Source organism: Enterococcus sp. CSURQ0835 (assembly GCF_902706605.1).
Taxonomy (GTDB): domain Bacteria; phylum Bacillota; class Bacilli; order Lactobacillales; family Enterococcaceae; genus Enterococcus_A.
In genome coordinates, this window is sequence record NZ_CACSLH010000019.1 from 37,698 (window position 1) to 56,384 (window position 18,687).

Annotated in this window: 13 protein-coding genes and 3 pseudogenes; 2 read left to right on the top strand and 14 right to left on the bottom strand. The window is 39.5% G+C overall.

The features are described from left to right. Window positions 1–5: 5 nt before the first annotated feature. The 7 genes from GVJ38_RS08895 to GVJ38_RS08925 form a co-directional block, all read right to left on the bottom strand. Window positions 6–755, bottom strand: a complete 750-nt coding sequence (locus GVJ38_RS08895; RefSeq protein ID WP_159722804.1) for an ABC transporter ATP-binding protein — start codon at window positions 753–755, stop codon at window positions 6–8. Window positions 756–766: 11 nt separating this feature from the next. Further along, entirely contained in the window at window positions 767–1,123 is a 357-nt protein-coding gene (locus tag GVJ38_RS08900) for a YxeA family protein (protein ID WP_159722805.1), read from the bottom strand. 160 nt (window positions 1,124–1,283) lie between these two features. Next, complete coding sequence (locus GVJ38_RS08905; protein WP_235032854.1) at window positions 1,284–2,480, bottom strand: amidohydrolase family protein; 1,197 nt, start codon at window positions 2,478–2,480, stop codon at window positions 1,284–1,286. Between the two features lie 203 nt (window positions 2,481–2,683). Further along, complete coding sequence (locus GVJ38_RS08910) at window positions 2,684–3,010, bottom strand: AzlD domain-containing protein (protein ID WP_159722806.1); 327 nt, start codon at window positions 3,008–3,010, stop codon at window positions 2,684–2,686. Then, window positions 3,003–3,713, bottom strand: a complete 711-nt coding sequence (locus GVJ38_RS08915; RefSeq protein WP_159722807.1) for an AzlC family ABC transporter permease — start codon at window positions 3,711–3,713, stop codon at window positions 3,003–3,005. Before GVJ38_RS08915 ends, GVJ38_RS08910 begins: the two co-directional genes overlap by 8 nt. 551 nt (window positions 3,714–4,264) lie before the next feature. Next, window positions 4,265–4,564 (bottom strand): hypothetical protein, encoded by a 300-nt coding sequence (locus tag GVJ38_RS08920; RefSeq protein WP_159722808.1) that lies wholly within the window; start codon window positions 4,562–4,564, stop codon window positions 4,265–4,267. Between the two features lie 36 nt (window positions 4,565–4,600). After that, the gene (locus GVJ38_RS08925; RefSeq protein WP_235032855.1) at window positions 4,601–5,734 is read right to left on the bottom strand and encodes a serine hydrolase domain-containing protein; all 1,134 of its coding nucleotides are present in this window, start codon (window positions 5,732–5,734) and stop codon (window positions 4,601–4,603) included. A 291-nt stretch (window positions 5,735–6,025) separates the two neighbouring features. On the opposite strand from GVJ38_RS08925, the gene GVJ38_RS08930 reads away from it, so the two are divergent. Continuing rightward, window positions 6,026–7,198 (top strand): AI-2E family transporter, encoded by a 1,173-nt coding sequence (locus GVJ38_RS08930; RefSeq protein WP_159722809.1) that lies wholly within the window; start codon window positions 6,026–6,028, stop codon window positions 7,196–7,198. Window positions 7,199–7,812: 614 nt separating this feature from the next. Further along, on the top strand, window positions 7,813–10,554 hold the full coding sequence (locus GVJ38_RS08935; RefSeq protein WP_235032856.1) for a YfhO family protein: 2,742 nt from the start codon (window positions 7,813–7,815) through the stop codon (window positions 10,552–10,554). A 187-nt stretch (window positions 10,555–10,741) separates the two neighbouring features. Here the strand turns inward: GVJ38_RS08935 and mobL are convergent, their stop codons facing one another. The 7 genes and pseudogenes from mobL to GVJ38_RS08960 all read right to left on the bottom strand — a co-directional run bounded on the left by mobL (window position 10,742) and on the right by GVJ38_RS08960 (window position 18,366). Continuing rightward, window positions 10,742–10,891, bottom strand: coding sequence for a relaxase MobL (gene mobL / locus GVJ38_RS14470; RefSeq protein ID WP_159722810.1), 150 nt, complete (start codon window positions 10,889–10,891; stop codon window positions 10,742–10,744). A 133-nt stretch (window positions 10,892–11,024) separates the two neighbouring features. Next, a pseudogene (locus GVJ38_RS08945) lies at window positions 11,025–11,291 on the bottom strand (IS3 family transposase); the annotation flags it as partial. After that, window positions 11,287–11,418 (bottom strand): annotated as a pseudogene (locus tag GVJ38_RS14290) (IS30 family transposase); the annotation flags it as partial. The pseudogenes GVJ38_RS14290 and GVJ38_RS08945, both read right to left, overlap by 5 nt. A gap of 205 nt (window positions 11,419–11,623) precedes the next feature. Continuing rightward, window positions 11,624–11,846, bottom strand: a pseudogene (locus GVJ38_RS14295) (transposase); the annotation flags it as partial. Window positions 11,847–11,950: 104 nt separating this feature from the next. Beyond that, the gene (locus GVJ38_RS08950; protein ID WP_159722811.1) at window positions 11,951–15,187 is read right to left on the bottom strand and encodes a CapA family protein; all 3,237 of its coding nucleotides are present in this window, start codon (window positions 15,185–15,187) and stop codon (window positions 11,951–11,953) included. 5 nt (window positions 15,188–15,192) lie between these two features. Next, a complete protein-coding gene (gene asp1 / locus GVJ38_RS08955) occupies window positions 15,193–16,755 on the bottom strand; it encodes an accessory Sec system glycosyltransferase Asp1 (protein WP_159722812.1) in 1,563 nt (520 codons plus the stop codon). A gap of 174 nt (window positions 16,756–16,929) precedes the next feature. Next, window positions 16,930–18,366: a serine hydrolase gene (locus tag GVJ38_RS08960; protein ID WP_159722813.1), complete on the bottom strand. Its 1,437-nt coding sequence runs from the start codon at window positions 18,364–18,366 to the stop codon at window positions 16,930–16,932. Between the last annotated feature and the right edge of the window lie 321 nt (window positions 18,367–18,687).

The following is an 18,687-nucleotide window of genomic DNA, read 5'->3' on the forward strand; positions in this document are numbered from 1 at the left end:
TCCTCCTACTGTTCCAACGTGCCTAAGATCTCAAGGATCGTCTGATAAAAAGTCAAACGGTCTTGTGTTCCTCGGACAAGTTCTTGATGGATCACACCGTCTTTGATGAATAAGATCCGCTGACAATAGCTAGCCGAAAATGGATCATGAGTCACCAGTAAGATCGAAACTTCTTCTGCGTTTAATTCAGCCATTGTATCTAATAGATCCCGTGCGCTTTTTGAATCTAACGCGCCGGTGGGTTCATCGCCTAATAAAATCGTCGGCTGAGTGATCAACGCCCGCGCGGCGGCTACCCGCTGCTTTTGACCGCCTGAGATCTCAGCTGGATAACTGTTTAAAATTTCCGTAATCGACAGACGTTTTGCGATCTGTTCGACTCGCTCTTTGATCTCACTAGCTTTGACACCTTGCAGTGATAGCGGTACAGCGATATTTTCAGCGGCAGTCAAACTTTCTAGTAAATTAAAATCTTGGAAGATGAAACCGATCTCCGCACCGCGAAATTCCGCTAGCTGATCTCCTTTTAATTGGGTGACATCCTTTTTGTTGATGGTGACAGTTCCACTAGTCGGACGATCCAAGGTCGCTAAAATATTTAACAACGTAGATTTGCCTGAGCCTGAAGCGCCCATGATCCCGACGAATTCTCCTTTATCTACTGCAAAAGACAACCCTTTTAAAGCTTGGGTTTGTTGCTCATTTTTTTTGCCATATGTCTTGGTCACTTCCTTGACTGCTACAATTTCTGTCATTTAGTTGCCTCCTAATTTAATTTCAATTGTGCTGCTTGTGGGATCTCCGGCTTTTTGACTTCTTCATACGACGTGACCCCTTTATTTTTATTCCACGTGACTTTCAAATAAGCATCTTTCCGCAGTGGCCGGTCTTTAATCGCAGAAAATTCCAACTGCTTTTCGTTCCCGTCTTTATCAAAACCAGGTAGCGAATAATCAAATTTTAAAAACGTTCGACCAGTATCATCTCGTTCTTCTTTCCGCTCACCTTCTGTCGTGACTTGGGCATAATAAATATCGCCGCCCATCACGACTTGCTCAGCGATTTTCAGTCCTGCGATCACCACCACGATGATCGTCACTAAGCCGATTAAAAGCTTCTTCATAAAAAAATTCCCCCTAAATACGCTTACTGGATTCAGTATAATAAAAAGAAAAAAAGTCCACCATAGAATCAGATTTCTCTTAGCTAACAATTTTGTCACTAACTAAGTTAAGTGATCAAACAAAAAAGCGGAGCAGTTTCCACCACTCCGTTCCCATTTTTTAGTTGACTACTTGTCCGGCTAATAAGACTTGACGAACGTTTCTTAATTGCTCAATGTCTTTGGTCACATCGCCATCAACAATTAAAATATCTGCCTGTAAACCAGCTTTTAATTGCCCAGTTACTTCTGCTAGATTAAAAACACGCGCCGGATTTTCCGTAGCTGTTTGGATCGCTTGGATCGGTGTCAAACCATAGCGTACCATCAATTCCAATTCTTCAACAATCGGGACAGCAGGCGCTTCTAACATCACCATATCCGTTCCGGCTAAGATCGTCACTCCTTGATCATAGGCTTTTTTGAAATGTTCTTCGTACGCTTCCACTGAGGCTTCAAAAAAGTCTAAATGATGCGAATATGTCTCGGTTGATTGATTGGAGTTGTCGATCCCAACGGCTTGTACTTTTTGATTGAATTCTGCTAAGTAGTGGTACGCAAACATCGTCGGCGTCCATGACTGGCCATTTTGCGCCATCGTTTGAGCTTGTTCCACCGTTAAAAAGTTGCCGTGCTCGATCGTATCAAACCCGGCATCGATACACATTTGGATTCCCGGTTGGGTACCGGCATGAACGACACATTTTAATCCTAGACGATGGGTTTCTGCAACGCCAGCGTCTAACTCAGCTTGTGAAAATTCGCAAATGTCATCGCGATTAGTCGTCAACATTTTGATCCAGTCGGCACCGTCACGTTTTTGGCGGCGAATCGTATGGACGATCTTGTCGACGCCATCAACTTCTTCGATCCCATCTTCATGCCCGTGACCGCCAGTGATACAGATCCCGCGATCGGTGTGCAAAATACGTGGTGCCTTCACAAAACCTTTTTCAGCAGCTAAGCGCAAAGTCTCCAATAAAAATTGTGGCCCACAGCAATCACGAATGGTAGTGACGCCTTTTTCTAAACAAGTCTGGGCTTGTTTTTGCGCGTAGTACGCGATCATAAAATCATTGTAGTGATGCAAATCAGGCTGAGTCCAATAATACCCTAAATGAATATGCGCATCCATCAAGCCTGGCAAGATCGTCGCTTCACCAAAATCTTCCACTTCCGCCACTGGATACTTTTTTGCTAATTCATCAAAATGACCAACTGCTTTGATCACTTCATTTTCGTAAACAACGCCGCCTTTTTTGATCACGGTCTGTCCGTCACCTGTAATGATAGTTTCAGCTTTCAATAAACGAATCATGAGAGTCCCCCTAAAATTTTTTTGGCTGGCTTCTCAAAAGTCTAACCAAGAGCTCTTTTGCGAAACACTTTAAAATCATTTCGTCAAAACTGCGCTAAGCGTCTTTATTCCGCCAAATCAGTTATTGTTATTATATTCACAAAAATTGGAATACACAAACTATTTCAAATTTCTAACCAAAAAAAGTGATGGAAGGAATTCCATCACGAAAGAAAGAAACGGAGCAATGCAATCGTTGCGACCCCAGTCAAGACGATTTTTAATAAACTATTTGTTTTCACTCCAATGAAAAAAGCCGGTAGACAAGCTAGAAGTTCCAAGCCTTTGATCTTTGGAAATTCACCTGCTTGATAGGTCAATAAACTTTGGACAAACAAAGCAGTCAAAATCGTGACAGGAATAAAGCTCATAAAACGTTCTAATTTTTTCGGGAAAGTCACCGAACGGGTCAAGAAAAACGGTACGACTCGCGGGATCACCGTCACGACACCACTACCTAAAATGACCGCTAAAAAATAGGCATTACTCATCACGGGTCACCATCCCAACTGTACAGCCGATCAGTGCGGCTCCGATCACGGCGATTTCAGCAGTCGTCACTCGCATCAACAAAACTAAGCTCACCACGGTACTAGCCAAGAGCAAAATAGTTTGTTGGCGACGTTTCAGCAATGGCAACTTGACTTGGAACCAAAATAAACCTAAAAACATCGCGGTCAACGCAAAGTCTAAACCAAAAACTTTTGGATCTGGAATAAAGTTGCCTAGTAGTGCGCCTAGTGTCGTCGCGGCGATCCAAGCTAAGTAGGCCGTGACATTCAAACCATGCATCCACTGGCTGGAAATTTTTTTGCCTGCGTGCATCTCTGTTACTAGAACTCCGTAAGATTCATCCGTCAATAAGCTCCCGATTCCAACATTAGTCAACAATGAATCAGCTTTGAACAAATGCGCGACCGACAAGCTCATCAAAAAATGGCGTAAGTTGATGAAAAAAACTGTAAAAACAATCGAAAAAATGGGCGCCTGAAGCACTAACAAGCCACAAATCGCAAACTGCGCACTGCCGGCATAAACAAAAACCGACATCAAGAGCACTTGCCAAACACTCAATCCGATTCCTTTGCCAACGATCCCTAAGGCAAGTCCGATTCCTAAATAACCCATGACAGTCGGAACACAGGCTAAGACGCCTTCATAAAAAGTCACATCTTTTTTTTGAACGGTCTCCATCAGCAGCAACTCCTTTTTCACAGTTAGTTCTAATCATAATAACTGTTCTTTTTCATTTTTTCAAGCGGTTCGAAGTGAAATGTCAGAAAATTTCGGCAACAGCTCACACTAAAAAGCAGACAGTCGGGGAACACTGTCTGCTGAGGGAAGTAAATTTTAAAAACTTTTCCCGTCTTCAGTATAGGCTGAGACGGGTTCACTCAAAAGAGAATCAGCTAAAAATAAACGAACAAAATCGTAAGACTGCTGACGCTTACTCTAGATTTTATGCTAAAGTAAATGACAAGGAGCTGATTGAAAGATGACCTTACTACTGCTAGGCAGCGCATTGCTCTGCTGGCCACTCGCTACCTTTCCACGATTGTTAAAAAATAAACGGCAAACCGATCAATTCTTTTTAAAAGGAGCTCCACTTTTGATCTCCAAAAGCAAAAATTTCGGCAACAGCTTAAATCCGCGAAACAAACTGGGCTTTGTTCTCAACTTCGTGTTTGGACTATTACTAATTTTAGCAGGCATTTGGCAACAAATTCATGATAAATAGATCCAGTTCAATCCTTGCGCGCTTTTTCTACAAACCACGTCACAACATTTTTTTCATAAGGTGAAAGTTCTGGCACGGATTCAACTTTTACGATCTGCGTGTTCAACTCGACTTGCGCGCAACGTTTTCCCCACACAAACAAGCTTACGTTCTGACCATCATGAGTGATCTTGTACTTTTCTATCTTTGGTGCATGATTACCACAACAGCCATAAGTGCCACAAATCTTGCTGGCCTTTTCAACAGCGATCCCTTGTATTTGAGCGGTTGCATATAACTTTTCCAGACTCGTTTCAACGTTTAACATCCCTCACACCTCCGATTGACTCCAGCTTAGCATACCTCAACTTAACAATGTATAAATGTGATCCACTGCTTGCCCCAATGAAGCGATGGTATTCGTATTGCCCAACAGTAAAATGTAAGTTGAACCGTCTTTTGAAATACTGTTGATCGTATTGAAGCCACCTAAAACACCATGATTCATATAACTAGCGGGATTCACATAAAACCCCATGCCATAACTAGATGAACTTCCCGGTGTCAGCATCGCAGTTTTTTCAGGTTCCTTTAACAACTTTCCGGTCATCAATGCTTGATCGAACCGATACAAATCACTTGCAGTCATAGAAAGATCTCCGGCACCAAATTCTTGCGACAGATCGGGAACTTCCGCTTCTTGCAATTGTCCGCCATTCCATTTATAGCTAGTGGCAGCATTTGCTTGTTGGTAAAAAGCTTGCCCTTCTACCGCGCCGTTCATTTCAGCAGGCGTAAAGATCTCACTTGCTAAATAGGTCGCCAACGGTTTTTGCGTAATTTTTTCAATTAAATAAGCTAGCACTTCATAATTACTATCTAAATACCGCCACGTTCCTGGCGCTTGTCGGATACCGGCTTGTTCGATTTCTTGAACGAGCTCAAGCGGTGTGATCGCACCAAATGAGAGTTGCCGCCCAGCGATCCCACTTGTGTGATTCAATAAATTTTTCAATGTGATCTGTTCACCATTGGGAAAGTCAGGGATAAAACGACTGACTGGATCATCCAACTGCCATTTCTTTTGTTCGACTAATTGTAAAACCGCAGTCGCGATAATCGCTTTTTGCGCCGAACCGATCAAAAAACGCGTTTGCGGCTGATTGATTTTTTGCTCCGCTTGATTTGCAAAACCATAGCCTTGGCTCACGACTACTTGGGCATTTTTTACGATCAATGCCGTGCCGGAAAACTGGATTGTTTTTAAATACGCGTCGATGGCCGGCGCTTTGATGGTGACTGGAAATGGTTCCGCAACGGTTTTTTTCAGCGCCTGCTTTTTTGCTTTGGGACGCGGCTGAACAGTTGACGTGGTGACCGCTGTTTCTTGTTCCGCGCGATCCGTTGGTGCGAGTAAAAAATAAATGCCTAACAACCCAAAGCTTACGATCAACGTTGCCGTGATGATTTTACGTTTCCGTCTTTTTCGCATGCGCATCGCCATGATCTCCCTTCATGCTTTTTCTTCTTTTAAAATACACCCTTTTTGTAAAAATACAACGAACAATCTTGTCACTTAAAGCTAACAAGTCGCTACAAATTTAGCGGCCTACTAGCTCAACTGCTCGATTACCTTACAAGTATACAGCCGCTAAAATCTTCGTTATACTTGACTCAAGGTGTCTGCTCCCAGTTGCACCAACCTTACTTACTTGAGCTGAGCTGACTCTTTGATTTCCCATCTGAACGGGTCAGATTTTCCCATTATTTTGCCAAAGGAGTGAAGAACATGCAGCCAGAAGAAGACTCGCGTTTGATTCGTTTTCTAGGTGGCAAGACCTCGTATTATGTGATCGGCTTAGTCTGTTTACTTTGTGTGATGGTCTGGTTACTGACGAAGATCTCATTTTTATTTCAACCACTTGGAGTGATCATCTCCACTATTTTACCGCCGATGGTCTTTGCACTTGTCTTATATTATGTCTTAAATCCACTCATTGACCGACTCAGCCAAAAGATCCCGCGCACGTGGAGTCTCATTATCACTTACGTTTTGATCATTGGTTTACTCGTGTTAGGGGGCTTTTTATTAGTTCCCGTCTTGAAAAATCAAACCGAAGACTTAATCAAGCAACTGCCGGGACTGTTTGATGGTTTCCAAGCTACACTCAAAAATTTCTTAAAAGGCACCCCTTTTGCTGATTCGATCAATCAAGCGTTGAACTCACTTGATTCTGTGACGGATCACTTGACTAAATTCATCACTGACAATTGGCAAGATGGCGCAAAAGGCTTAGGTAATTTATTTTCGGCTGTTTCAACTGCGGCGATCACTTTGTTCACGGGTCCATTGATCGCATTTTTCTTACTGAAAGATCCGAAAAAATTTTATCGTGCCTTGATCGGGATCGTACCACCGCGATTTCGGAAAGACTTCAATGAATTAGTAAAGATCGCAGACCAACAGATTGGGGCTTTCTTAAAAGGCCAGATCGTCTCTTCCTTGATCTTAGGCGTAATGTATTGGATCGTCTTTTTACTGATCGGCCTAAAATTTGCGACTGTGCTGGCACTCGCCGCCGGATTATTATGTATCGTTCCTTACATCGGTCCATTTGTCGCGTTTTTCCCAGGGCTATTCATCGCCTTCCAAGACTCTACTTTTATGGTAGTCAAATTTGTGATCGCGTGGTTTGTGATCCAGTTGCTCCACGGTGATCTAGTCGTGCCACGCGTGATGGGGGATCGATTGAAGATCCATCCGATCACGATTTTAGTTGTGTTATTGGTCATGGGAGATCTGTTAGGTCTAGTCGGAGTGATCTTCGGAATCCCGATCTACGCCCTTATCAAAATGCTCACGATCTTCAGTTTTCGAAAATTTAAACAGCGCTACAATCGTTACTTTTCAAAAGATGGAAAATATCGAAAAACAAATTTTTCAGAAGAAGATTATTTATAACTAAAAACGAACGTGATCGCATTGAAGCGTGAAGCGACCCCCAAAGGTTAGACCAAAAATCTAACTTTTGGGGGTCGTTTTATAATCCAACAGAAAAAATTGCTACAAAAATTCATGAATTAGCTCATACAACATTACACAAGAAAAGTAGTTATACAAGAGCATAAAAAGAGTCTCAAGCAGAATTAACTAGCTATGTTGTTTGTAAATATCTTGGTATAGATACTTCAGAAAAAGCAGTATCTTATATTATGTTGTAGCTGAAACGTGAAAGTAAAATTCAAGATAAAGTAAAAATCATGAATGAAATTCATTTGTACAAAACTTCACTCAGGTTGCTATATCATTATTCTTTATCACCCCTATTTAGTTATTGATTTTTATGGTGAAAAAGATATATTTTTTAAAATGCGAAGCATTACATCAGATCCGTGTCTTTTGGAAGAATTTATTAAAGATTTTTGTATTCAAATAATAAAGGTCAAAACGTTAAAGTTTAAAAACTGAATATGACAAAGAATTTAAATAGCAATAATTGAATGTTTCTATTATTTTATAATAAAAACCGTTATACTTATGCTTGGTTTTAATTTGAAAAGTTTGGAGTGAGTTTTTTGATTGATCAAAATAATACAAATAGAAAGCAATTTGGTTACTATTTCAGGCTTAGCTTAGCTTTATGGATTGTAATTTTTTGCACTTATTTTTGGTGGCCATTGGCTGGAAAAGCTATGGTTGAGTATTGGGACGGACAGCCACAACACTTTGTTGCTTTCATATATACAGGTAAATACATCAGAGAATTATTAAATCACATTTTTATTCAACACAATTTCAATTTTCCATTATACGACTTTAGCATAGGTTACGGGCAAAATATTATAGGGACTATGCATTACTACGCTTTGGGTGACCCGTTCAACTTATTGTCAGTAGTAACTAGACCTAAACACGCTGAATTTATGTTTTCGTTAGCTATAATGTTACGTTTATATTTATCGGGTATTGCGTTTTCAATTTATGCAAAATCTAAAAAATTTGCTAATTATCAAGCATTTATTGGTTCACTAATTTACGTTTTTTGTGGTTTCTCAATAGGAGCGGCTTCTAAACATCCTTATTTTATAAATCCAATGATTTATCTGCCCCTATTATGTTTAGGTTTAGATCGTATTTTTGAAAAAAAGGGTTCTAAGCTATTCGTATTTATGGTTTTTATTTCTGTAATCAGTAATTTTTATTTTTTCTACATGTTAACTTTACTGATATTTTTATATGCCTTATATCATTTTAGCGAGTTATATTCTTTTAAAGATATTAAACTGTTTGTTAACTTATTATTGAAAACAATCTTTAATTACATTGTTGGGATTTTAATGGGATCAATTATTTTTGTTCCTGTAGTACTTCAGTTTTTAAATAGTGCTAGAGGGTCAATCCATTCAGAACGAACTTTGTTTTATACAAAAAATTTCTATTTAAGTTTTATAAAAAACCTCATTTCTCCTGTTTATAGTGGTGAGGGTTGGACGTTAACAGCATATTTTCCGATAGTATTGTTAACCCTAGCTATAATGATCACTATGTTGAAGAAAAATAAGGAAACAAAAAGAGATTTGCTATCTGTATTAATCATGGGTGTGTTTTTAGGATTGCCATTTTTCGGAAGTCTATTCAATGGTTTTTCCTATAGTGCGAACCGTTGGATTTTTGGATTTACCTTTTTCTTAGCTTTTTTAACTGGAAAGTATTTACCTTATATACTTACGATTGTAGCTGATAAAAAACTGAGACTGTTTTTTGGTTCATTAATTGGAGTGTTTTCTTTAGTCTTATTAATAGCTAATTTTAATCGAGAATCAACGCCGTATATAGGACTTGTCTTTTTCTTGTTATATTCAACATGTGTGTTAGTAATTCAAGATTTAAAATTGCTTAAACCTGCTCTATGTGTTTTGACATTTATTAATGCTTTAGTTTATGTATCCTTTTTTTCAAATATCAAGATCAACCCAGCTTTATATGCAAACTATACAGATAAAGAAATAGTAAAAAATGATTATTGGGCGTATAAAACATCAGCTATGACAGACATAGCAAAAAAAGATCATGGCTGGTATAGATATGAACTTTCACCAGAAAAAAATTATCGAGCAGAAATCAATAATGCATTGCTGAGAAACCCTTCTTTACATGGCACCAGTTTCTATTTTAGTTTATCAAATAAAAATACGTTTGATTTCAATAAGGCTATAGAGAATAATATTACCAGTGATTACGAGTATTATGGAATGGATAATAGATCAATTCTAGGAACATTAGCAAACTCAAAATACTTTGTAACAGAATCTAACGTTAGCAAACAATACATCCCCTACGGGTATACTAAAGTTAAAACAGAAAAAAAAGCTGGGGAGTTTATAGATATTTACAAAAATACCAACTTTTTACCTTTTGGTTATACGTATGATTCATTTACAATAGGTAAAATCAAAAATCCTTTTCAACTTATGGAAACGGAAGCTAAAAGTGCAATCGTTGAGAAAAAAATTGACAATCTAAGCAGAACAAATCAAAATTCAGTACAGTTAAGCGACTTTAAAAAAATCCCCTATGCCATAGCAAAAACAGACGGTGTACAAATTAAAGATAATCATTATTTTGTGTCAAAGGAAAATGCAACTATTACGTTAAAGATGGAATCAAATATTTTTGATCCGTCAAACAAAAACTTGCTTTTAAGAATAAAAGGGATAGGCTATCCCAACTATACGCCTAAAAAACTTGGATTTAATTTAGCTGGAGATCAAACAGAAACGGCATTAAAAGTTTCGTATTCTGATTTACAAAAAACATTTATCTATCGAAATAAGTTTCATATTTGGTATACAGGAATAGATAATATTACGTTAAACTTAGGAGAACCAATTCCTTCTAACAATGAAGTAAATCTCTTGTTTACAAAGACTGGCGATTATTCTTTCAAAGACTTAGGTTTATATGAAGAAAACTTAGCTGGTTTAGATAATAAAATAAGGAAATTGAAAAGTGATCATTTAACAAATCTTGAATTTAATCCAAATACAATAAAAGGAGAAATATATTTACAAAAAAGGAAGCTTTTGTTACTGACTGTGCCGTATGAGAAGGGTTGGAAGGCTTATGATAATGGGAAGGAAATACCTACTGTTAAAGCGAATTTAATGTATACAGCGTTAAACTTAAACAAGGGAAAACATAAAATAGAACTCATTTATAAAACACCTGGATTACAATTGGGAATTATCTTCTCTATACTAGGTTGGCTAATATTTTTAGGTCTCATAGTACAATCAAAATTAAACAGTGTATATTAGCTCGGAGGTATCTGAAAACTTATTATTGAGTTAATTTGAAGATGGCCACCACATAAGCAAACGCTAAAAACGATTTTGCCAATTTATTATCATATCGTGTAACCACACAACGAAAGTGTTTGATTTTGTTAATGTAATTTCTATCCCCACTCGATATTTGGGGATAGAGTGTTATTAATAACGCTTTTCATTGTTTAATGCTATATAATTTTCTTTTGTATTTAGCTTCAAATTTATTGGTACGCTCGTTGAAATAATTTTTTCGGCTATTTTTTAATTCAGAAGTCGCAATATGAGCATGAATATTATCCGTATTTCTATGAATCACTCCAATCATAAACTGGAATGGCAACACTTTTTTTGACAAAAATTATAAGGTGTTGTGAATGCCGTGGTGTTATGGATCCGATTGCCCTTGACAATGAGCCTCCTCGGATCTGATTCTCTCTGTCAGAAGCACAATCATTCAATTACGCTGCCTCTCCAGAGGTATCAGATCCGAACTCATTATCAAGGGTTTGCTTCGCCAATCGCTGTTGTCGAATTTGGATCGGTGTTTCATACGCCAACGTGCCATGTAAACGTAGGTAGTCCCACCAATGCACATAATCAAATAATTCTAGACGTAACTGTGCCAGTGTCTCAAATTGGTATTGATGCACGAATTCTACTTTGACAGATTTATAGGTTGATTCCGCAACGGCGTTATCATACGGACAGCCCTTCCTACTCAAAGTGATACATCTTGTAAATCGTTTGTTTTGAACGCTGTAAGTTGCATGCAACTGAGGTAATGGGGGCACCAATTTTGAAATAAGAGGCTATCATCACGAGTTCGTCTGTTGTAAGATGGGTATAGGTCATTTGTACTCACTCCTTATAATTCTTTGGTCGGAACTATTTTGAGTGTAGCACAAATGACTTTTTAACTGTCTAGCTTAATTTTACAATTGGCGAATTGTAAAATCCCTTCTCTTCTAACCATTTATTGTCAAAATAAACAGCATCACGGAACGCCGTTTATCCCTAGAGTATTGGCGACCTCACGATAGGACAGCTCACTTGTTTAATATAACTCTATCGCAACTAACTTAAATTGAATAGGATATTTCTGATTTTGACGGTTTCTCAATAAGCTTTCTTCACCAAATTCTCGATACGAATTAACCCAATTTTTCACCTGATTTTCGTTTTTAACCTCATGATCACTGGCGAGAATACCTGTATCCGGCTTTTCTTTCAAGATAATCTATAACGACTTTCAGCTTAAATTCAAAACTATATTTTGCCATAAAAAATACGACCCCCAAAAGTCAAACCAAAAATTTAACTTCTGGGGGTCGCTTCAACCATTGAAGCGAATACGTTCGTTTTTAGTTGGGCTACTCTGACTAAGTTAATAATCCAGTTCAAAGTAATAGTGTTTCGTTTCGCCTAATTTTAATGGTTGATCTCGCACCATTTTTCCAAGATCAGCTTGCAGTAAGTCTGGGATTTGGTCTTCGGTGATCCCACGTGGTTGCCAATCGGTCGCTAAATTATCGACATATAACGGATAAACTCGTAATTTTTTTATTTCAAGATCGACTCGGACCATCAAACTATAAGGCGGTAATTTTCGCGGACCATATTCTCCATCGCTATTGAAGACGCCATTGCCTAAACTAAAGAAGACTTTTTTACCTAACACATCCGTAACAGGCTGAATAAAATGTGCCCCACATCCCATCACAAGATCACAGCCAGCAGTGACTAACGCGTGGGCCGTTTGTTTTTGGAATTCATGGGTCGCTTCGTAGTCTTTGCCCCAATGACAAACACACCAAATTTCATGCTCTGGGTAATGCGCTCGATAAGTTTTGATCGCATTTAATAACATGCCATTCAAACACGCAACGCCTTCGTAATCACCCACTGCAAAAGCATTCAACCGTTTTTCAAACCGTTGACCATACCAATACCCGTTAAAGATCGCAATCGTTTGATCTTTATATTGAATGCGAGCTGGGCGCAATGCTTCATAACTTGTTCCGGCTCCGACATGTTCTAGCTGATGTTGACGAATTTTTTCTAACGTCTGGCGAACTCCAACTTGCCCGTAATCGTAGGTGTGATTATTTCCTAGTGCCACAAGATCGATGTGCCGTTTTGACAATTCCGTCAATGTCTCGTCTGCTTTTCCGCCTAAAACAAAAGTCTTCATGCCATGATAAGGACTTTCAGCTTGAAAATCAGCCGGCAAAACGGTCTCAAGGTTTACGACATTATAGTGATCTGCTGGCAGTAAAGGTGCTAATTTTTCAAATGAATAGCCATATCCGTGTTCCATCAACGCATCGGTCCGGCCTTTATTTTTACGACGCTCAGAATAGAATTCACCGAAGTACGTATCTCCCAACACATTGACAAATGGCTGGGCGAGCTTCGTTGGGGTTGCTAATTTTTCGGGTTCAAACCAAGAACCATTCGTCGCAGTATATTCTAACGTGTCGATCAGCTCAAATGGCTCAGTCAAATTGATGCCAAAACCAGCCGTGACTGTTTCTTTTAAATCCAAAACGATCCCGATCCGATTTTTACTGCCCCAAATAATCGAGACTGTTTCGGGATTAGTTTGATCATGGTAATTCAAGGCTGCAAATTCTCGCTCATCGATCAACCACGATCGATTTTTTAATAGTCGCAATGATTCAGTCGGCAAGGTAGTCATTAATTGAGCCACTTTGCCGATATCCGTCAGTGAAAGTTTTTGTTGGCGCCGCCCAGCCATCCGAGCAGTCAAATTACGAACACTAGCAGGATCGATCCCGTAACGTTCCGCTTTGGCTTGCAGTTGACGTAAAGCTAATTTTGGATCGTTGTAATACAAGAATAGCGCTAATGCAAGCAGTGCATCTGGTGCATTTAATGAGACTGCTTGACTCAAAATATCTTTTAAATAGCGTTTTTCTTTCGGTTTAGCGCCAGTACTGCGAGTGGCATTCGGTTCTGCCGTATAATCATCAAAGGTGACGATATCATCTAAATGGATCAAGCCTGCATTTAAGCGCTGCAACGTTTCATGATATAACAAAACATTGGCGACACCTTCTGTCAATTGAAGCTCATCAGCTTGAAAAACGTCGATTTTTTCAGCGGTTGCTAGCCCGTAGCTCGCATTTTGCGCGTAATTTTTAGTTGGTTCTTTGAACAGTTCGATCACCGTTCGCAAATTCGTCTCTCGCGTATCGCCTTTTAATAAGACAAGAGAATCTTCATCTAATTGCGGCAATAAATATTTCTGCATCTCTGCTAAACTTCGGAAGTGTCCGCCTTTCAAACGTTCTGGCAGTTGTTCTTGCAAATAATCGATCCGATCGCCAAAAGTAAAGACTTTGTCAAAAGCTCCAGCTTCCACGGATTTCACCATATTGTCATACACATGATGTTCCCAATCCCCGATATTATAAATCAACCCAAAGATCGCATAAGTTTTTCCGCTATATTGGTCGGCGATTTGATTGACTAACTTGATCGAGTTTTGAGTCGATAATTCTTCAGCACTATAGGTGTCATCTAATAAAGTGACTTTGTGGCCTAAGATTTTCGTCTCCATAAAATTCAGTAAATGCTCACGCCGCGTAAATGCTAAAAATGTTTCATGAAAATCAGCTAAGTCAAACCCTAAAGTAGCTAGTAAGGTCAAGACACCAATCAAATTACTGACAAAACCTTGATCGTATTGATTGATGGTCTCGATCACAAAATCATAGCTCTTGCCATGGATCGTAAATGTCAAAATACTGTGGTTGCGGTCTTTGATCTGAATATCTTTTAATTGACCATCCGCTGCTTGTGTCCGGCTGAAAGTCGTGATGTCATCATTTTTTTCGCTGATTTTTTCATACGCGTAGTCATACTCATCCGCATCACGATTTAAAATGACTTTACCGCCTGGACTCATGTTTAGTGCCATCCGACTTTTATAGTCGATCGCATCGCGCGCGGTCGTCCCTTTTTGGCCGATCCCAAATTGAGTGAAGATTGAATAATGGCCTCTGACTTCAGAAGTGACTCCTGAATCACCAAACCACAACGCAGCCAGTGAAGTTTCAAAAATCGCATATTCATATCCGCTTTCTGGTAATAAAGAAGCCAACATGCACCGCACTGCCGTTCGACTATTATAGTTTTCATGGGCATAATAAACTTTAGTCTTGGATTCTAACGCGATCGATAACAATTCTTTCGTGGTCGATTTCCCCACAGTTCCCGTGATCGAGATGATCTTGCCTTCGAATCGTTCCCGACCCACTTTCGCCATCGCCAGCAAAAAGTCATAGGAGTTTTCCACCATATATTGCGGGACATCGACATTTGGTAATTCATATTCCACGATCAGCAAACTGACTTTATCCAAATAGCGCAAGACGGTTTCATGGCTATCATATTTGGCGCTGTAAGGACCCCAACTATGGGCCTTCGTATTGAACGTTTCAGGTTTCATGGCGATAAAAACATTATGTTGACTAATCAATTGCTGTAATTGATATGTGACATTGTCGATTTCTAAATCGGCCAACTGATCTTGTTTTGGTCCGACCCATTTTCCCGGATAAATTTGTTCGATATATTCTTTAACACCTTGTTTCATACGTGCTACCTCCTAAATAGACTTAACCGTTTGCGTAACGAAATGCGTGGACTAGTTTTGACTTTTGGCGTGACCGAAAGACTTTCGAAAACAGCCCGCCATTTGGCTTGGACCTGTTCGGCTGAAAATTCAGCTGCCATTTGATAAGCGGCTTTTGACAATTGCTGGTACAGTTCAGGATCACTCAAGACATGATCAAGCCGTTCACTCAGCTGATCGATTTGCCCATCTTCTACTAAATAGCCATTCTTACCAGATGTGATCATCTCACTTGGCCCATAATTGATATCATAAGAAAGAACTGGAATCCCGTGAGCTAATGCATCCAGAACCCCGATGCAAAAACCTTCTTCATGGCTAGTCAATAATTTCAAATGTACCGACTGCAACTCCTGATCTAAATCAGTCAAGTAACCACGTAAGAATACTTTGTCCGTTACGCCAGCTTCTGCAATCACAGCTTCTAAAGCTTGCTGGTTCTTAGCAGAGCCAAAACCATACAAATGCAGTTGTGCGTTGGGGTATTTAGCACTGATGTTAGCAAAGGCTTTGATTCCTTGATCTAACCGCTTCTCCGGTGAATAACGGGCGATCATCGCGATTTTGATTGGCTGATCATCAGTGAAGGAAAGTTGATTAGGCGGGACTTCTTTTCGAAAGGCAACCGGAATACTTTTGACTTGTCCGTCGTTTGAAAAACGAGCGATCACATCTTTGCGCTGCTGTCTCGTGGAGCATATGATCGTTGAAAAACGCTCTCGTTCGTTTAGTAAGACGCGATAATGCGACTTCAATTCATTTGCCGGATCATCACCTTGATAATGGGTGCTATGAAGTACGCCGATTTTTTTGAAAGGCGTTTGACAATTTAAAATGATTGGATTAATAAAACGATTCCGGTCCGTAATCGTCACATCTTCTTCAGTCAGTACTTGATCAAAAAAGTACGTCATAAAATCAGCTTCAGACTCAAAAAAGAGCGGTCGTCTTTTCGTATAAACTTTGACTTGCGTCAACTCGCGTTCGGATGATTTCAACGAATACGTTTTTTCGATCACAGTTTGCCCACTAGGTGTCAAAAATTTTTCAAACATTTCTCGCTGGTGCTCATCTAAGTATTGGATCGCCGATAAAAAACCACGGCAATCATATAAGTGTCGTTCACGTTTGTCGATGTTTTTATCAAAATAATTAATATAAACTAGGCGGCCGCTTGGTTGTTCCGTGTGAATATAAGCGACTAATTTTTTCCCTCGGAAGACGCGATAGTCTTGTTCGCGGGTATTCGGCACAACGACTAACTCATAGTCCGATTTTGGAAACAATTCTTCTTTTTTCACCGGCTCAAATGCTAACGGTTCAGTGGCTTGCTGGAAGTAATCGTGCAAGTTGAGGTAATCAGCCGGCGTCAACTGATACTGTTGCGCAGTCGCAAATAAATTTCGATTGTAGCTGACCGTCACTAATTTACTAGGATAATTTTTTTTGATTAATTGATGGCGCGTGATCGCTGCTCGTTCGATACCAGGTAAAGAAGTTGGCAAGTTGACTAGCAGATGATAGATCATACTGGACCTCCTCGTCATAAAAAACTGCAATAACTTAATTCCTTATGATCATACCATGTGCTTTTTATTGGAAATTCTCAAAAAAACCCTCAAATAAATATTATTTGACATGATTTTGAAATGTTCGCTCAAAAAAATTACAGATAAATTTCTTACCCGCAATTTTCTCTTCTATTAAATAGTCCCTCGTGCTTGGATCACTTTATCTCCTACCGTCCGCGCCACAGCTTTCGTCGCGGTATTAGAACCTGCGACTAAGATCAAATACAACGCGTCTTGGTAGCTAATCACATCCCCGGCAGCAAAGTTTGGACCACTGCCATGGGTCACATCACTTTCGCGTAGTTCAAAAGTCTCCGCTAAATCACTGACATGATCTAACATCACCAAAGCTGTCATGAGTTTCGTCAAAGTTCCCGGCGAGACTTCTTGTTCTTTATTGAACGAATAAAAAATCGGGTATTCACTATTGGTCCAACACAACGGATTTTGTTGGACTAAATTGACCACACCGCTAACAGCTGTAAAGGCAATCGGACTTTCGTATTCCGGATTTGCGCGACGGTGTTTAGCAGCTGCGATCAAGCGGATCAACTCCCGTTCACAATTTTCTGCTGAGCTAGCATTCATCAAGACTGCAGTATATAAATTATTTTCCTCATCTGCCACTAAGACTGCACCACTATAAGCCGTTGACAATAAACCTGTCCGCGCACCTAGCAACGTATACTCCCCTAATTCTTTCGCCGCGTTTTCAATCACCGCTTCACGCGTGTTTTCACCTGTGATCATGAATGAATAGTCTGCTGCACCCCAAGCTTCCATAAAGCGTCGCTCACAAATCCCTTGCAACAATAATTTAGCTAAATCATGCGCGGTTGAAAGTTGATTTTCGGAAAACGAGCCGTGAGCATTGACAAAATTCGTCTTGGTCATGCCTAAACGTTGCGCTTTTTGATTCATCTGCTGGATAAACGCATTTTCTTTATCGCTATCAGTCGACTTGATCGTCACTGTAGCTTGACCTTGTGACATTTGCGCGATCATTTCTTCTAAGTAAGCAGTCATGGACATTTCGATCCCTTGATCCGACTCAATGAAAAAATTATTTTGCAAAAGTTCATCGAATTGTTCTAGCGGCAGTTCATTCCCCATGCCGAAAATCTCGGTCAAATCATACAATGCTAATTTCCCGATTTTCCCAGTACAATCCGCAACGTTCTCACAACCAACTTGCAACAAAAGCTTTTGAGCCGATTCATTTGTAAAAAGCATGGAGTGTTTGATTAGACTAGTCGTTTCTTCCGTGACACTCATTGAGGTAATGAGTTCTTCTGAATGCGGTTCAATGACTTGGACACCAAAAAAACCGCTCCCATATTTTTCCAAGGCTACTTCAAATGATAAATAATACGTATGTTGCGGTCGAACTTTGATTTGTTGTGCAACTTGCGGAGCTAATGTCCCATCTACAGCTAAAAACTTGTCGGCTCCTACTTCGTCAAACGCTACACCACGCGTTTTTAGTTTCCAGTCATCGAGATCGTTTTTGAACCAACCATTGTGCAACAAATTTTCCGTATACGGTTTTTTCAGTAAATCTGTTTCCATAATCATTCTCCCCTTTTCACTGAATCGCTTCCAAATATTTGGTTAACGGACGGACGACTGCTATTTTTTCTTTCATAACTAGTATACCGAACCTGTTAAAAAAAAGCCGGTCTCAACTGATCTGCTCGGTCATACTTTTTACGCGCTGATCCACTACAGCGATTTATTTTTAGCAAAAATTTCAAATATCATTCAACACTAGTGTTGCAAAGAACTTCAAATCATTAAAAGCATTGCTATAAAGCTATTCATGTACAAAAAAATCCTTTATACTGTTCTCGGATGACTTATCCAAGACCAATAAAAAGGACCTACGCATGG

Excerpts from the sequence above, each read along its gene's own strand:
- GVJ38_RS08895 (WP_159722804.1), bottom strand. The coding sequence starts at position 755 with ATGACAGAAATTGTAGCAGTCAAGGAAGTGACCAAGACATATGGCAAA.
- GVJ38_RS08900 (WP_159722805.1), bottom strand. The coding sequence starts at position 1,123 with ATGAAGAAGCTTTTAATCGGCTTAGTGACGATCATCGTGGTGGTGATC.
- GVJ38_RS08905 (WP_235032854.1), bottom strand. The coding sequence starts at position 2,480 with ATGATTCGTTTATTGAAAGCTGAAACTATCATTACAGGTGACGGACAG.
- GVJ38_RS08910 (WP_159722806.1), bottom strand. The coding sequence starts at position 3,010 with ATGAGTAATGCCTATTTTTTAGCGGTCATTTTAGGTAGTGGTGTCGTG.
- GVJ38_RS08915 (WP_159722807.1), bottom strand. The coding sequence starts at position 3,713 with ATGGAGACCGTTCAAAAAAAAGATGTGACTTTTTATGAAGGCGTCTTA.
- GVJ38_RS08920 (WP_159722808.1), bottom strand. The coding sequence starts at position 4,564 with ATGTTAAACGTTGAAACGAGTCTGGAAAAGTTATATGCAACCGCTCAA.
- GVJ38_RS08925 (WP_235032855.1), bottom strand. The coding sequence starts at position 5,734 with ATGCGCATGCGAAAAAGACGGAAACGTAAAATCATCACGGCAACGTTG.
- GVJ38_RS08930 (WP_159722809.1), top strand. The coding sequence starts at position 6,026 with ATGCAGCCAGAAGAAGACTCGCGTTTGATTCGTTTTCTAGGTGGCAAG.
- mobL (WP_159722810.1), bottom strand. The coding sequence starts at position 10,891 with ATGATTGGAGTGATTCATAGAAATACGGATAATATTCATGCTCATATT.
- GVJ38_RS08950 (WP_159722811.1), bottom strand. The coding sequence starts at position 15,187 with ATGAAACAAGGTGTTAAAGAATATATCGAACAAATTTATCCGGGAAAA.
- asp1 (WP_159722812.1), bottom strand. The coding sequence starts at position 16,755 with ATGATCTATCATCTGCTAGTCAACTTGCCAACTTCTTTACCTGGTATC.
- GVJ38_RS08960 (WP_159722813.1), bottom strand. The coding sequence starts at position 18,366 with ATGGAAACAGATTTACTGAAAAAACCGTATACGGAAAATTTGTTGCAC.